The 14,838-nt window shown below is 41.5% G+C and carries 14 protein-coding genes; 9 read left to right on the top strand and 5 right to left on the bottom strand.

All coding sequences use genetic code 11. The annotated features are described in order from the left end of the window. Nucleotides 1-34: 34 nt before the first annotated feature. On the bottom strand, nucleotides 35-1,852 hold the full coding sequence (locus HMPREF0556_RS00925) for an LTA synthase family protein (protein ID WP_003754597.1): 1,818 nt from the start codon (nucleotides 1,850-1,852) through the stop codon (nucleotides 35-37). A 176-nt stretch (nucleotides 1,853-2,028) separates the two neighbouring features. Between HMPREF0556_RS00925 and HMPREF0556_RS00930 the strand changes: the two genes are divergently transcribed. From HMPREF0556_RS00930 to HMPREF0556_RS12955, 6 genes are all read left to right on the top strand, one after another. After that, nucleotides 2,029-3,420: an APC family permease gene (locus tag HMPREF0556_RS00930; protein WP_003754598.1), complete on the top strand. Its 1,392-nt coding sequence runs from the start codon at nucleotides 2,029-2,031 to the stop codon at nucleotides 3,418-3,420. Between the two features lie 149 nt (nucleotides 3,421-3,569). Continuing rightward, nucleotides 3,570-4,406: a VOC family protein gene (locus tag HMPREF0556_RS00935; RefSeq protein WP_040486366.1), complete on the top strand. Its 837-nt coding sequence runs from the start codon at nucleotides 3,570-3,572 to the stop codon at nucleotides 4,404-4,406. Nucleotides 4,407-4,523: 117 nt separating this feature from the next. Further along, nucleotides 4,524-5,471 (top strand): magnesium transporter CorA family protein, encoded by a 948-nt coding sequence (locus HMPREF0556_RS00940; protein ID WP_003754602.1) that lies wholly within the window; start codon nucleotides 4,524-4,526, stop codon nucleotides 5,469-5,471. Nucleotides 5,472-5,490: 19 nt separating this feature from the next. Beyond that, nucleotides 5,491-6,132, top strand: a complete 642-nt coding sequence (locus HMPREF0556_RS00945) for a GntR family transcriptional regulator (RefSeq protein WP_003754605.1) — start codon at nucleotides 5,491-5,493, stop codon at nucleotides 6,130-6,132. Between the two features lie 77 nt (nucleotides 6,133-6,209). Beyond that, nucleotides 6,210-8,900, top strand: coding sequence for a YhgE/Pip domain-containing protein (locus HMPREF0556_RS00950; RefSeq protein ID WP_040486367.1), 2,691 nt, complete (start codon nucleotides 6,210-6,212; stop codon nucleotides 8,898-8,900). A gap of 84 nt (nucleotides 8,901-8,984) precedes the next feature. Beyond that, a complete protein-coding gene (locus HMPREF0556_RS12955) occupies nucleotides 8,985-9,635 on the top strand; it encodes a GntR family transcriptional regulator (protein ID WP_003754609.1) in 651 nt (216 codons plus the stop codon). A 31-nt stretch (nucleotides 9,636-9,666) separates the two neighbouring features. On the opposite strand, the gene HMPREF0556_RS00960 is transcribed toward HMPREF0556_RS12955, so the two are convergent. Further along, nucleotides 9,667-10,452 (bottom strand): DUF975 family protein, encoded by a 786-nt coding sequence (locus HMPREF0556_RS00960; RefSeq protein WP_003754611.1) that lies wholly within the window; start codon nucleotides 10,450-10,452, stop codon nucleotides 9,667-9,669. 134 nt (nucleotides 10,453-10,586) lie between these two features. On the opposite strand from HMPREF0556_RS00960, the gene HMPREF0556_RS00965 reads away from it, so the two are divergent. Genes HMPREF0556_RS00965 through HMPREF0556_RS00975 form a run of 3 tightly spaced genes read left to right on the top strand, consistent with a single transcriptional unit; the run spans nucleotide 10,587 to nucleotide 12,443 of the window. After that, a complete protein-coding gene (locus tag HMPREF0556_RS00965) occupies nucleotides 10,587-10,784 on the top strand; it encodes an Lmo0654 family protein (RefSeq protein ID WP_003754613.1) in 198 nt (65 codons plus the stop codon). A gap of 27 nt (nucleotides 10,785-10,811) precedes the next feature. Then, nucleotides 10,812-11,525 carry a metallophosphoesterase family protein gene (locus HMPREF0556_RS00970; RefSeq protein ID WP_003754615.1) on the top strand — a complete coding sequence of 238 codons (714 nt, stop codon included), beginning with the start codon at nucleotides 10,812-10,814 and terminating at the stop codon, nucleotides 11,523-11,525. A gap of 12 nt (nucleotides 11,526-11,537) precedes the next feature. Next, a complete protein-coding gene (locus HMPREF0556_RS00975; RefSeq protein WP_003754617.1) occupies nucleotides 11,538-12,443 on the top strand; it encodes an alpha/beta fold hydrolase in 906 nt (301 codons plus the stop codon). A gap of 40 nt (nucleotides 12,444-12,483) precedes the next feature. Here HMPREF0556_RS00975 and HMPREF0556_RS00980 read toward each other — a convergent pair whose 3' ends face one another. The 3 genes from HMPREF0556_RS00980 to HMPREF0556_RS00990 are packed head-to-tail and all read right to left on the bottom strand — an operon-like array spanning nucleotide 12,484 to nucleotide 14,793. Beyond that, the gene (locus tag HMPREF0556_RS00980; protein ID WP_003754619.1) at nucleotides 12,484-13,050 is read right to left on the bottom strand and encodes a DUF420 domain-containing protein; all 567 of its coding nucleotides are present in this window, start codon (nucleotides 13,048-13,050) and stop codon (nucleotides 12,484-12,486) included. A 38-nt stretch (nucleotides 13,051-13,088) separates the two neighbouring features. Continuing rightward, on the bottom strand, nucleotides 13,089-13,904 hold the full coding sequence (gene pdxK / locus HMPREF0556_RS00985; RefSeq protein ID WP_003754621.1) for a pyridoxine/pyridoxal/pyridoxamine kinase: 816 nt from the start codon (nucleotides 13,902-13,904) through the stop codon (nucleotides 13,089-13,091). 22 nt (nucleotides 13,905-13,926) lie between these two features. Further along, on the bottom strand, nucleotides 13,927-14,793 hold the full coding sequence (locus HMPREF0556_RS00990) for a Cof-type HAD-IIB family hydrolase (protein WP_003754622.1): 867 nt from the start codon (nucleotides 14,791-14,793) through the stop codon (nucleotides 13,927-13,929). Between the last annotated feature and the right edge of the window lie 45 nt (nucleotides 14,794-14,838).

Genomic DNA, 14,838 nt, shown 5'->3' on the forward strand with positions numbered 1-14,838 from the left:
ATTAAAAGGCTCTCCAAATCGGAGAGCCTTCTTTTTATTTGTCGTCTCGAAGCGGTAATTGGTTGATGTAGCTGTCCGAATAGCGTAGCAGTTTACGGCTGGCTTCAAAATTGGCGCGGACATCTTTGCCGAGTGTTTTACTCTGACCATCATAGTAAGCAGCTTTACCTGTTTCAAAACTTTCATCTGGCAAATAGGTATAATCATTTGTAAAGTAGCTTCCTTCCGGCATCGAATAGCGTTCAGGAATAAAATTGGTCTTGCTGTTCAAGATATCTTTTCCGAACATGATTTGATTTTTGGTAGGAACGCCGAGCAGATTCATGACAGTCGGCATAATATCAATCTCGCCGCCGACATTTTTGATCTCACCGGTAGCTTTCATACCCGGATAATGTAGGAAGAAAGAAACGCGATAATCATCTGCTGGCTGTGTTTTCCAGTTTTTAGATTTTGGTACATATTTTTGTTCTTCCGAAGAAAGATCTTTCGTATCCAGGATATGATGATCGCCGTACATAACGACAACGGAATCATCCCAAATACCGCTTTTTTTCAATTTAGCAATGAAAGCTCCTAACTGTTTATCCGCATAATGTTCTGCTTGGAAATAGTCACCGAGTTCTGTGTCTTGAAGGTCAGAAGGCAGCTGCAATGTCTGCTTGTCTTCGGGCAGTTTGAAAGGCATGTGGCTGCTGACGCTGATCAGCTGTGAATAAAATTTCTGTTTGTTTTTATAATGTTTTTCTAAAACCGGGAATGTTTTCTTATAAAGAACTTCATCACTTGCTGAGAAACCGATCTTATCTTCATCACCGAAGAATTTCCGGTCATAAAATTTGTCAAAGCCAACTGCTGGATAGAAATTTTCGCGATTATAGAAACTTGCGTCATTGGTATGGAATGTCGCCGTTGAATAGCCGTTTTTGCCTAGAAGTCTCGGCATCGAGGGGATCACTCGATCGGCATATGTTTGGGTATTGGTATAATAGCTGCTTGGGAAGGTCGATGTATAGACAGACCATTCTGCATCGGCGGTATTAGATTTGGACACAGTTTGGAAAAACTGATTGGAATAGAGTGTTTCGTTTTGAAGTTTATCCAACGTCGGTGTCACCGATTGACCATTTATTTTGACGCCATTCAAGTTTCGCTGGAAGGATTCCAACTGGATGATGATGAGATTCTTTCCCTTAGCAACGCCGAAATCTTTCGGATGTTTCGGTAGTTTCTCGCCTTTGATATCGCGAACATTCTGAGCTGTGATATAGGCTGCCTTTACATTCGCCGTTCCTGCAAGTGCAGTAGCAATGTTGAAGGTAAAGAGTCCCATTTTCTTTGCTCGGATCGAGTCACTGATAATATCTTGTTTGACTGTGAAGAAGGTAAACGAGCTGACGATCACAAAGAAAGCAATGACTGTGAGTCCCACTTTTTTTCCTTGGAATTTAAAGCCGCGGAAGGTCCGTTTTTTAACGATTGCTTGGAAAAGCAAAAACGGCAACAGCAGTATATCAATAAAGTAAAAGAAATCAAGCGGCTTCAGCAAGCTCGTAGCGCTGGATTTTACGACGCCTACTTCACCGATCAGCGAAAAGCTGTGATACGTGGGGATCTCATGATAGAAGCGAGCGTATAAAACACAGACTAACATGAGGATACCTACAAATAAAGAAACGCCTGCATACCAGTATACTTGCGCACGTTTGGAAACAAAGGTATGGATCAAGAACAAAACAAAAAAGATAAATACTAAATCAATTCCCATCGCCAAAAAATCAGGCTTACTAAAGATCTGGAAATAGGAAATAAATACTTTGGCAACGATAAACAACAAATAGATAACTATCACATTTTTTTCCTCTTTCTTCTTATATAAATTACTAATCTATCTAATTCTAAACCAATCCCCATACAGGTGCAAATATTTAGGAAATTCACAAGCGCTTTAACGTTGTTGACCTTTAAATTGCAAAAGTGTATTATTATACTAATTGAGACATAATAATCGACAAAAGAGGCGTGTATATGATGAAGCGGAATAGTTTATTTAGAAGAAAAGAATTGAATATAGAAGAAAGCAATCGGAATAAACTCACGCCGAGCTTAGGAAGCATAGATCTAATGTTTCTAGGCGTTGGGGCAGTCGTTGGAACCGGGATCTTTATTCTTCCTGGAACGGTAGCTGCTAAAAGTGCGGGGCCAGGAATCATTTTTTCTTTCGTATTAGCCGCGATCGTATGTGCTTTTTCAGCACTTTGTTATTCGGAATTTTCCTCGCGCATCCCGATCGCTGGGAGTGCATATAGTTATGGATATATGGTTTTTGGCGAATTGATCGGGTGGATGCTTGGTTGGGCACTGGTTTTGGAGTATGGGCTAGCAGTTGCCTCGGTGGCAAGCGGCTGGTCTGCCTATTTAAATTCACTACTTCGCGGGTTCCATCTGCAGATCCCTCACGCGATGACAGCAGCATTCAGTATCAAGAATGGAACCATCGTCAATCTTCCAGCAATTATCGTAGTACTTGTGATCGCAGCATTGCTTACAGCGGGGATTCGGGAATCCACACGTGTCAATACGATAATGGTTGTTGTGAAGATCGTGGTGATTCTTCTGTTTTTAGCCGTAGGAATTTTTTATGTGAGACCTGAAAATTGGAATCCGTTCCTACCTTATGGACTTAGCGGGGTATTCAACGGAGCCTCTATCGTTATTTTTGCTTATCTCGGTTTTGATGCTGTTTCCTCTGCAGCAGAAGAAGTCAAAAACCCGCAGCGCAATATGCCGATCGGGATCATTGGCGCTTTGGCGATCTGTACGATCTTGTATGTCGCAGTGTCCGCTGTATTGACAGGAATCGTGTCGTATAAAGAGTTGGATGTGACCGATCCGGTGGCATTTGCAATTCATTATATCCACCAAGACTGGGCAGCAGGACTGATTTCATTAGGAGCAGTTACCGGAATGATCACTGTGCTACTAGTGATGAGTTATGGAGCTACTCGCTTAGTTTATGCAATCAGCCGCGATGGACTACTTCCAAAGGCAGCAGCTAAACTATCAGGCAAGAAAAAAATCCCGGTTCGCGCAACATGGATCTTCGCCGTTTGCGTATCACTGGTGGCTGGTTTTATCCCGCTCGATGAATTAGCTGCTTTAGTAAATATGGGAACGCTCCTCGCCTTTATGGCTGTGTCAGTTGGTATTTTGTTTCTGCGTAAAAACAAAGAAATACCAGAAGGTGGATTTAAAGTACCATTTTATCCAGTCGTTCCGATTATTTCTTTCTTATTGTGTCTGTTTTTGATCAGCCGCTTATCAGCTACGACAATGATCGCCTGTGGCATTTGGTTCGTGATCGGATTGCTCATTTACTTTATTTATGGTCGAAAGCATAGTAATTTGAATGGGAAATAATTATAGATAGGATATCTAGTTTGTTAAATTAAGAAAAATATAAATTATCGATGAAATATAATTAAAAGTAACTAACTTACTTTTTACAAGCAAAATAATTGGAAAAACTGCCCTTCTATGTTCTAATAGAACAAAAGGAGCTGTCAGCCATGTCTGGAATACAAACTTTACAATTAGGAACTGTCTATTTAAAAGCAAAATCAAAAGAAAAGATGCGCCGCTTTTATCAAGAAATCATGGGGTTGCGGGTATTGAGCGATAATGAAAAAGAAGTACTGCTCGGAGCTGATGAAGCGCGGGGACTTGTCCATATTTCGCAATTAGAAGCAGGTGAGATCAGTAGCTCTCCTCGGACGGGGCTATATCATACTGCCTTCTTATTACCGTCGCGTCAAGACCTTGCGAATTTATTGGTCCACATCGCGCAAACGAAATATCCGCTGGACGGGGCTGGCGATCATATCTACAGCGAGGCGATCTATTTTCGAGATGTCGAAGGCAATGGAATTGAAATTTATGCTGACCGTCCTCAAGCGGAATGGCAAAGAGCTGAAAATGGAGATCTGCCAATGGCGACGAACGAAGTAGATATCGATGGCCTGCTTGCTGAAGCAGATCATGCGCCTTTTGAACAAATCGCAGCGGGTACGATCATTGGTCATGTTCATCTGCAAGTAGCGGATATCGAAAAAACAGAAACCTTTTATCAGGGTCTACTTGGTTTAAACCTTACGACGACGATCCCAAGCGCACGTTTTTTCGCTGCTGGAACTTATCATCATCATCTCGGTACGAATGTTTGGAGCGGCCGGAATCTTTCTCCTCGTCAGGACAATGAAACTGGCTTGGATTTCTTTACGATCCACACACCACAGCATGAAACGGTGAAGACTCTGTTAGCAGAAACCGGCTATCCGATCGTGGAAAGTGCAACAGGTTTTTTTACCGAAGATCCGAATGGCATACGCATTTTTATCGGAAAATAAATAGAACCCTTGCAGCATGGCAAATGTCATGTTGCTTTTTTTTATAATCGGGAATAGTTATTCAAGCGATAGTCATGCTATGATAAGATATAGAAATAGCCTAAGGAGCCGATTAAAATGTTGAATTATTATAAGTGCTCAGCTGAAAAAATTGAGCATGTTTCAAAAAGAGAAAATAGTAATTGGATTCAAATCGAGAATCCTACCAACCAAGAAATGGAGCTGCTGGCAAAAGAGCTTACCATACCGAAAAAGTTTCTTGAAGATGCGCTGGATTCCGAAGAGCGTTCACGGGTGGAACAAAATCTTTCTCATGAAGATCAGCCTTATTCTATCTTGATCATTGAATGCCCCTATGAAACGAAAGATGAACTTGGCTATAAACTTTTTGAAACGATGCCGATCGGGATCATGTTGACAAAAGACTATGTGATCACGATCTCGAAAAAAGCCATGCCTTTCATCAACGACATGATGCAAGATAGGCTTGGAGATTTCGATCGTAGCGACAAGTGGCAGTTTATGCTTAAATTGTTTTTAGGTGCAACGAACTATTTCTTGAAATATTTAAATGATATTATTAAAGAAACCAATCAATTGGAAATCAATTTAAAAAAATCTATGAAAAACGAGAAGTTATATGCGTTTATGGCGATCCAAAAAAGTTTAGTATTTTTTGCAACGGCATTGCAATCCAATAAAATCATTGTAGAGCAGCTGGAAGAGAAAGAGATCTTGCACAACCAAGAACTTAAACTGTTGTTAAAAGAAGTAAGAATTGAAAACAGACAAGCAGTAACGATGACGGAAACATATTCCAATGTGATCAGTGGAATGTCAGATATTTTTTCTTCCGTTATCTCCAATAATTTGAACTTGGTCATGAAATTTTTAGCCTCTGTGACGATCATCTTATCGATCCCGACAATCATTTCCAGTGCTTACGGGATGAATATCAAACTACCGATTGCCCATTATGATCATGCTTTTGCCGTGCTTAATTCGCTGACAGTAGTAATATGTGCTATTCTGGTCGTCCTTTTTTGGAAGAAAAAATATTTTTGATACGGCATGGAGGTAAAGAATGAACAAACAGACGTATGAAAAATTAGCTTATATGACAATCAAAGAAAAAATCCTCAGTGGCACGTATCGAATCGGGGACCATATTTCTGAATCTGCACTTGCTGCAGAACTGACGATCAGCAGGACACCGGTACGACGGGCTCTGGAAGTGTTGGAAGCAGACGGGTTGATCCGCTTTGAGCGGAATCGCGGCGCTGTAGTGACTACCAGTGTCTTGACGCCGGCCCAATTTGTGCAAATGCTGGAAATGGTGGAAGTGCTTTGCTTGCAAACGGTCGATAAAATCAAAAAACATTACGCCAGCTTTGAACCAAGCGAAAATATCCGATTGACCACTGAGCTGAAAGCAGCAGGGGAAAAAGGCGATTACAGCGCTTATAACAGTGGCCTCGGCGCTTGGCTGCATCAGCTGCTGACCTTTGCAGATAATCCCTATGTACTGGAAACTTTGCGTAAAATCGTGCAGGACTTCCAAGTGAAAGCGAAAAATGATTTGAAAATGCTGCCGCTACTTTTAGCGGACAGAACCGTCACTGCTTTTCATGAGTTGATCGAGGAATTACAGGCGCATCGCTATGAGGAAGCTAAAAATAGTATACAAAAGTTGATAAATGAGTTTATTATATTGACTTTTCGTTGACCATTTGCTAATTATTAAACATAATAGTATAATAGTGGATTAGTGTGACAGGAATTATTAATTGGAGGGACGTTATCTTGCGTAAGATTTTTGAGATCTATATTTTAGATTGGCGGCGGGTGTTTCGTGCACCATTAGCATTGCTGCTTATTATCGCATTGGTTATTTTACCTTCCTTATACGCATGGTTTAATATCGCTGCTTTATGGGATCCGTATTCGAATACGAAAGGGATCAAAGTGGCTGTTACGGTGGAAGACAAAGGTTCGACCGTCCAAGTACCAGGGGAAAAAGAAAAAGCTATCAATGTCGGAAGAGAACTAAAAAATAATTTAAAGAAAAATAAAAAACTAGGCTGGACATTCGTCAGTGATAAGGAAGCCCAAAAAGGCGTGGAAAGCGGGAAATATTACGCTGCGATCCGTGTACCTAAGGATTTCTCCAAAGACATGGTTTCTGTTGTGACGGATGACGTGAAAAAGCCTACAATCGATTATACAGTAAATGAAAAAATCAATGCGATCGCGCCGAAAATGACATCGAGCGGGGCAAGTACGATCGTTTCCGAAGTCAGCAATGAGTTTATTGGGACGGTCAGCAAGGCCGTGCTCAAAGAGTTCAATACAGCCGGTATTGATCTGAAAAATGAACTGCCGACGCTAAGAAAATTGAAGACGAAGATTTTTGCTGCGAATGATGCACTGCCGGAAATCAGGCAAATGGGCAAAGAAGCGATCAACATCGAGAAAAAACTTCCGGAGATCAAATCAAAAGCAAAGCAAGTCGAAGAACTGGATAAACGTATCCCAGAAATAAACGATGCGGCAGGCAATATTCTATTGGTAGAAAAAAATCTACCGAAAATCGATGAACTGGGCCAAGACGTGCTAACATTGCAGAAAAAAATCCCAGAGATCAAAAAAATCGCAGCTGATGTGAAAGAAGTCAATAACAACTTCGGCGATATCAAAAAGACACTAAACAATGCAGTTTCTGAATCAGACCGTGCGCTGACGATCGTCAATCAAGCAATGGACGCGATCCCAAAAGTGGAAGCAATCGCGAAAGACGGCAATAAATATGTCGATAAAGTGGACGGATTCGTGACACAAATCGATAGCTCTTTTGATCAGATCGCACCAGCAGTCAAACAAAATCTTGTTTTGATGAAACAAATCTCAGATAATGTCAAAACGATTACTACCGCCCTCAAAAGCGGAGCGATCGATCCGGATCAAGCAGTAGAACAGCTCAATCAGCTGGAAGCAGGAGTCGATCAGCTTCAGAAAACGGTCGAATCCCAAATCGATACACTGACTGGACTCAACGAATCCTTGCCAAACCATCCATTTGATCCGCTTATCGAAGCGCTCAAAACAGTCGATTCTAGTCTGACGACACAAAAACAAACCATTGAGCAAGTAAAAACAGCGGTTGAAAATGGCAAAGAACCCGCAAACGAATTATTAGATAGATTGGATAGTCAAGCTACAGAAGTCAGCAATAAATTAGGGCAAATCATCAAGGATTACGATTCTAAAATCGTGCCAGCACTTCAAAAAGATTTGAATGAAGTCAAAGGAACGCTTAAAAACAGTAAAGATCTACTGAAAAATGCCCAAAGTAAAATACCAGAAGTCAAAAGTATTTTAGCTGAAACGCAAAAAACACTCACTGACGGTCAAAAATATCTAAAAACATTCCAAAAACGATTGCCCGAAATCCAAAAAGCATTAAATGATGCAACCAAAGCAATCGATACCAAACTCGACACGATGATCGCTGACATCAATGAAGCAGCAGATTTTTACAAAAACAAATACCCAGCGATCAAGAAGAAAGTCCATACAGCGGCAAATTTTGTCAGAGATGATCTGCCAGGATATGAAAAAGAGATCCATCAAGCAGCGAAACTGATCAAAGATAAACTGCCTGATTTTGAAACAACAGTTACTAAACTAGCAGACCTGTCGCGTAATGAACTGCCTGAATTTGAAAAAGCAATCAAAAATGCGACCGGCAAGATCGATGATTTCGATAAAAAGTATAATTTACAAGATATCATCAAATTCTTGCGCAATGATGCGGATAAAGACAGTGAATTCCTAGCGAATCCGATTCACTTGAATGAAAACGACAAGTATCCGATCGCAAACTACGGTTCGGCAAGCTCTCCATTCTATACGGCGCTGTGTCTGTGGGTGGGCGGACTGCTGCTGATCTCGCTCTTGCGTGCCGATGTGGAAGCGCCACTTGGTATTTACAAACATTATCATCGCTACTTCGGGAGATTATTTACCTTCCTGACGATTGGTCTGGCACAAGCATTGGTGGTAACGCTGGGAAATATCTTTATTTTGAAAGTCGATATCGCCGAGCCATTCTTGCTTATTGTGTTCAGCATGCTGATAAGCGTTGTCTTCCTCAGCATTGTCTACACGCTCGTGGCACTTTTCAATAATGTCGGTAAAGGGCTGGCGATCATTATCTTGGTACTTCAGATCTCAGGAGCGGGAGGGAACTTCCCGATCCAAGTATCACCGCCATTCTTCCAAGCAATTTATCCATTCTTGCCATTTACCTATGCAGTCAATCTGCTGCGTGAGAGCGTGGGCGGTGTCTATGCGCCGAATATGTGGAAAGATATCATCGTACTCGTCGGTTTTGGTGTATTGTTCATTTTAATTGGAACATTACTGAAAAAGCCACTCGAAAAAGTAGTTCCGAAACTCGCGGAAAAAGTAAAACGAAGCAAATTGATACACTGATAAAACAATCACCAGCCGTTTGATAAGAGGGCTGGTGATTGTTTTTATTTTGGCTTATAATGAAAGCGAGAAGGGGATGGACTTATGGAAAAACAGTCGAAAGGATTATACAGCGAAAAAGTTTATTGGACGATCATTGAACGTATCCAAGCTGGACAATTGCAGGTAGGTGCAGCGCTACGTGAAGAGCAGATCGCCAAAGAACTGGATATAAGCCGATCTCCGGTAAGAACCGCTGTGGCTCAGTTGGTTGCGGAGGAAATATTGGTAGCTACTGATCGCGGCGTTGCTGTAGGCGATATCCTCGTGACCCCGGCGCGCTACAAAATGCTGACCGAAGTAGCGGAGGCTTTTCTTGCCATTGTGATCCAAAAAGCACCTGCCGAAAATTACAACTGGTCGTTTTTGACTTTACATTCGATGGTTTTTCAGATGCGCTTGTTGGCAGCGGATGAGGATGAGGCAGAATTTAGCCACGTTCTGCATCTTTTTCTCCTCGAATTGCTTCGTGTTTCAGAAAATAATTATTTTACTGCATATAGTAGGCGCAATTTTTTCCTGATCGAAAAATTTGGGGGACATCTGCCTACCTTTAATATGACAGATACACGCCTCTGGGTCGTCCACCAGCTTGACGGCCTCCTAAAACAGCTTTCTAGCGATCAGACCGAAGCGGCTGTCCAAACCTTACGAAACTTATTTAGAGAGCTACAGGTGCAAGCTTACCGCATTTAAAAAAGCACTTGAGTTTCCCCAAGTGCTTTTCCTAGCGATCGTCCGAAGAATCGAATGGATTTGACGCTGTTTCTTCTTCTGAAAATGGATCGTCTTCAGACCAGCCTTCGCTATCATCCACTACTCGCATTTGGCGTTCATCATAGAAAACAGCAAGTGCCATCAGCAAATAGGGAATGATGAAAAGCAACAGGCCAAGAAATGCCAGATAACCTAAGCCGGCGACTAAAAAGCCGATAATGATAAAGACGACTGGAAAATCGGAATAGCTATCCGAATAAACAACGCTGGCAGCTACACCGGTAGTTATACCAATAAATATCAACGCATATGGGATCAGTAACCAAGCACCGATCGATAAACTCAAGCCGAATAATTTCCCTTTGTAGCCAGCCATCATCTCTCTGCTGGCTGTGATCGCATCTAACGCGGAAATATTCGGATCATCGCGCAAGATGAAAAATGTCTGCGAGTAGCTGTACGATTTAATGATTCCAGGAACCAACAATAATAAGGACCATAAAAAAGTGAATAGGCAGATAAGCAGATATGCGGCCAACGTGCGTCCGAAGTCTTTGAAACCGCTGAATAAGTAACCAAGGTCCCGTTCTTCATTTCTACTGATCGCCAGCGCCAGCCAAATCAGACCAGTCACAAGCGGGCCACCACAGATCAAAACTGCCAGCCACCCAATCAGAGGAATCAAACTACCGACAAACGTAATCAAATAATAAATAACGGCAGCGGCAACCATGATCCCCCATTTCCCTTTAAGCGCCTGCCGAGCGGCGAGACGAATCTCTCGGTTTGAAAGCACAAATACCAACTCCTTCTTTTAGTGTAGCTTTATATCTAAAATACCATAAATGAAGCCGCTTGGAAAACGTTGGATGATTGGAAAGCATGAATTTGGGGAAAAGGAATTTTATAAACTGATGGAGGTGTGTTTCAATGGATGAAACAAGAAAAGAATTAGAAGAACGTTTGGTAGAACTTCGCAGCGAGTATCAAGAAGCACTATCGGATACCCGCAACTTAGAAGATCCGCAATTTCAAAATGGTTCTATTGATCCCAGCCAGGTCCGTTTGAATGCACTGCAAACAGAAATCAAACAAATCGAAAAGAAATTGAATGAGTTAGAAGAATAATTGTAGAGAGAAGAGGAGCGAGTGACCGTGCAACCTATTTTTGCAATCGGAGATGTACACGGAGAGCTGACATTATTAAAAGAAATGCTGACTAATTGGGACGTAGAAAATGAGCAGCTTGTTTTTGTCGGCGATCTGATCGACCGCGGTGAAGACCCTGCCGGTGTAGTGAAGGTGGCAAAACAGCTCGTCGATACGCATAATGCCATCGTATTGCGAGGAAATCACGAACAAATGCTACTGGACTGGCTCCAAGATCCGGAAGAGAAAATGAATTATTATACTAGCCAAGGCGGGCTTAAAACGATCCAGTCATTTCTAGCAGATAAACTGACAAAAGAATTGACCCCGATAGAATTGGCCGATGCACTTTATCAGGAAGCTGGGGCGTATATTTCGTTCATTGCAGCGCTCCCCTTTTATTATGAAAAAGAAGATTACTTTTTTGTACATGCAGGCGTGGATCTCGACTTAGCCGACTGGCGTCAAACTCCGGACAAAGATCTTATTTGGATCAGAGAACCTTTTTTGTTTGGAGAGAATCATACAGATAAAACATTTGTATTTGGTCATACACCAGTTCAAAGCCTGCATGAGAACGGGAGTAGCGATATTTGGATCTCGGAAGATAAAACTAGGATCGACATCGATGGCGGCGCAGTTTTCGGTGGTGCTTTGCATGGCGTGGTATTAACAGATGCAGGGATCTCGGAAATATATACCGCTGAATCGCATAAGTAAGGAAGTGATTTTTTGAAGAAAGGTGCGGCGCGCTGTTCCTTATTGGTAGCTATGCTTGTTTTGTTGACAGCTTCCGTAAGTAGCAGTGCGATTTATTATAAAGCAAAAACAACCTCAAGTAAGAAAAAAACGATCATACCCACGGTCTTTATGCATGGTTATAAGGGAACGTTCAATTCCTTTGGACATATGCTCAATCGCTTAGGTTACGATTACCAAGATAACAATGCAGCGATGCGGATCCTTGTTTTGACATCTGGGAAATTAAAAGTAAGCGGTACGCTGTTGCCAGGAGATAAAGGCAACTCTGCCATTCAAGTTCTTTTCCAAGATAACCGAGCTAGTTTAGCAAAACAAACCAATTGGTTGCATAAAGTGATGCATTATCTACGGGTCAAACATAATGTAGAAAATGTCAATGTCGTTGGCCATTCAATGGGCGGCTTGGCGCTGCTTAGCTATTTAGAAGATACACCGGCAAAAAGCAAACGTTATCCAAAGATCCATAAATTTGTCGCGATCGCTTCACCTTTCGAAGGAATCGACAAAGCGGATTACTTTAAATTGCAAAAAGATCCAGCTGCGCATGATCTGAAAAAGGGTTCTGATGCCTTGCAAGCACTGGTGAAAAATAAAGATAAGATCCCGACTGACATCAAAATGTTGGCGATTGCCGGGAAACAGGGAAAAACGGATTCTGACGGATTAGTGAGAGTCGATAGTGTTTTCTATGTTAAAAATATTTTTCCGCGAATCAATTATCAGCAGCGTTTAGTAAAAGGAAATAATATTACCCACAGTGGCTTGCATGAAAACCTATATGTCGATCGGTATACGAGCCAGTTCTTGTGGAATTTGCCGGATGGCTTCCATCAAAACAATAAAAACAGTTTCCAAAACGGGCTGAAAAAAAAATAAGTAGCTAAAAAAGCTGTCCAATGAAGGACAGCTTTTTTTATTAATAATAAGGTGCCATGAAAAGGTACACAATAACGCCGGTAAGGCTAACATAAAGCCAGATCGGCATTGTCCAGTGAACGATTTTTTTATGTTTGGTGATCTGGTTCGTCCAGCCCCATACGAGCGAAAATAATGCCAGTGGAACCACGACAGCAGCCAGAAAACTGTGCGTGATCAAAATAAAGAAATAAATCGGTCTAACGATTCCTGTTCCACCGAATGTATTGGTATCAGGGGATAGATAGTGGAATGTTAGATAAAAGACTAAGAAAAACAGTGTGGATACGAAAGCAGCTAAGATAAAGCCGCGGTGCATGTTGATATTTTTTTTGACGATAATAGCCCAAAGTGCGATCAACAGAAAGACAAATGTAAAGCTATTAAAAATCGCATTCATACGCGGGAAGATCGTTAAGTCAAAATGTACTTTTCCTTGATAGCCGATCGGTGAAAAGAACAGTAGCAAGATGAAGACTACCGCTACAAAAGAGAAAATCATGATCGGCCAAAAATAATTTTTTTCCTGACTAGCGGGACGTACTTGTTTTTTGTTAGGTTGTTGCATAAAATAAGTTTCCTCCTTGAGTAGGTTCTACGGAATGATCAACGATTCTCAGCATGGTTGTAAGCGCCGTGCCAAACAGGACCGATGAAGCTGTTTAGTGCAAAACCGGATTGGATCGCAGCAGTGACGAATTTCTTCGCTTTAGCAACAGCATTTTCCACTGTTTCGCCTTTCGCAAGGCCAGCCGTGATCGCTGCTGCAAATGTACATCCAGCACCATGATTGTAAGAAGAAGCCACTTTTTCTACTTCATAGATCGTGAATTCTGAGCCATCATACAGTAAATCGATTGCTTTGTCAGATTCAAGGGCTTTTCCGCCTTTGATGACTACATATTTCGCGCCAAGTTCGTGGATTTTTTTCGCAGCTTCTTTCATATCATCTAGCGTCGTCAATTTTCCTAAGCCGGATAATTGTCCAGCTTCAAAAAGATTGGGCGTTGTGATGGTTGCGACAGGGAGCAAAAGATCACGAATCGCCTCGGCATTTTCGGGTTGGATAAGTTCATCTTCGCCTTTACATACCATGACCGGATCGATCACGACATTTTTCAATTGGAATTTGTCGATATATTCACGCGTAGCTTTGATAATATCCACAGATCCCAGCATACCTGTTTTCATGGCATCGACCGGACCACCGGAAAGGATCGTTTTTAATTGATCGCGTACTAATTCGGCATTGATCGGTGTCACGTTATGCGACCAGTTATTATCCGGGTCCATCGTTACGATCGTTGTCAGTGCGCTGAATCCGAATGTCCCGTATTCTTCAAATGTTTTTAAATCAGCTTGTAGTCCAGCACCACCGCTGGAATCGGAACCTGCTACTGTTAATGTTTTTTTGATTGTCATTGTGTATCAATCCTCCAGAAAATTAATGGTTATTTTTAAGCATTTCGTAAATCGCAGCTGCGACGCCATTTTCATCATTTGTTTTTGTTGTATATTTCGCAACTTTTTTGACATCCGCTTCTGCATTTCCCATTGCAACGGTATAGCCAGCCATTTTTAGCATCGAAATATCGTTATTATTATCGCCGATCGCAAATGTTTCTTCTAATGTGACGCCTCTTTTTTCTGCATAATATTGTAGCGAGATACCTTTTTGCGCTTCTGTATGTGTGATCTCGATATTTTCATGTCCTGAGGAGGAAACGGCAAGCAAATTGCTTTCCATCAAGCGTTTTTTCGCTTGAGCAAGTTTTGATTCATCGGCAGAGAAAGCAATGAATTTGAAAACATGCAGATCATCATTCGCAAAAATTTTTTCAGAATCTTTTCTTTCATGGACATCTTTGGCTTCAAACCGTTCTTCGATTTTTTTAGAGATTTCATTGGAGCTTACTTCAGGATGCAATTTTTTTTGCATTTCAATCATAAAGGCTTTTCCGGTTGCTTTATTAGTGGTAATGGGCCCGATTTCTGTAAAGATTTCTGTATAAAGTCCGTGTTCAATCAAAATTTTATACGTTTTCCGTGCTAAATCTTTATCAATGGTATGCTGCAAAAGAACTTTGCCGTTTTCGTCGCGGATTTCCGCACCATTCATGCAAATCGCAGGAGCATGAAGCTTGGCACGTTTACTTAATTCCATCGCATCTTTATACATGCGACCGGTACAAAGTACAAAATGAATCCCTTCTGCACGAGCAGTTTCAATTGCTTTGACGTTCTCTTCAGAAACCTCGATATCCGAATTAAGCAACGTCCCATCCATATCTGAAGCAATAATTTTTATCATTGTATTCCATTCCCTCCAATTTTCTTTACATGATTAGAATAGCAT

The sequence above is a fragment of the Listeria grayi DSM 20601 genome (assembly GCF_000148995.1).
Taxonomy (GTDB): domain Bacteria; phylum Bacillota; class Bacilli; order Lactobacillales; family Listeriaceae; genus Listeria; species Listeria grayi.

Coding starts and splice junctions, on each gene's coding strand:
- HMPREF0556_RS00930 (WP_003754598.1), top strand. CDS start 2,029: ATGATGAAGCGGAATAGTTTATTTAGAAGAAAAGAATTGAATATAGAA.
- HMPREF0556_RS00935 (WP_040486366.1), top strand. CDS start 3,570: ATGTCTGGAATACAAACTTTACAATTAGGAACTGTCTATTTAAAAGCA.
- HMPREF0556_RS00940 (WP_003754602.1), top strand. CDS start 4,524: ATGTTGAATTATTATAAGTGCTCAGCTGAAAAAATTGAGCATGTTTCA.
- HMPREF0556_RS00945 (WP_003754605.1), top strand. CDS start 5,491: ATGAACAAACAGACGTATGAAAAATTAGCTTATATGACAATCAAAGAA.
- HMPREF0556_RS12955 (WP_003754609.1), top strand. CDS start 8,985: ATGGAAAAACAGTCGAAAGGATTATACAGCGAAAAAGTTTATTGGACG.
- HMPREF0556_RS00965 (WP_003754613.1), top strand. CDS start 10,587: ATGGATGAAACAAGAAAAGAATTAGAAGAACGTTTGGTAGAACTTCGC.
- HMPREF0556_RS00980 (WP_003754619.1), bottom strand. CDS start 13,050: ATGCAACAACCTAACAAAAAACAAGTACGTCCCGCTAGTCAGGAAAAA.
- pdxK (WP_003754621.1), bottom strand. CDS start 13,904: ATGACAATCAAAAAAACATTAACAGTAGCAGGTTCCGATTCCAGCGGT.
- HMPREF0556_RS00990 (WP_003754622.1), bottom strand. CDS start 14,793: ATGATAAAAATTATTGCTTCAGATATGGATGGGACGTTGCTTAATTCG.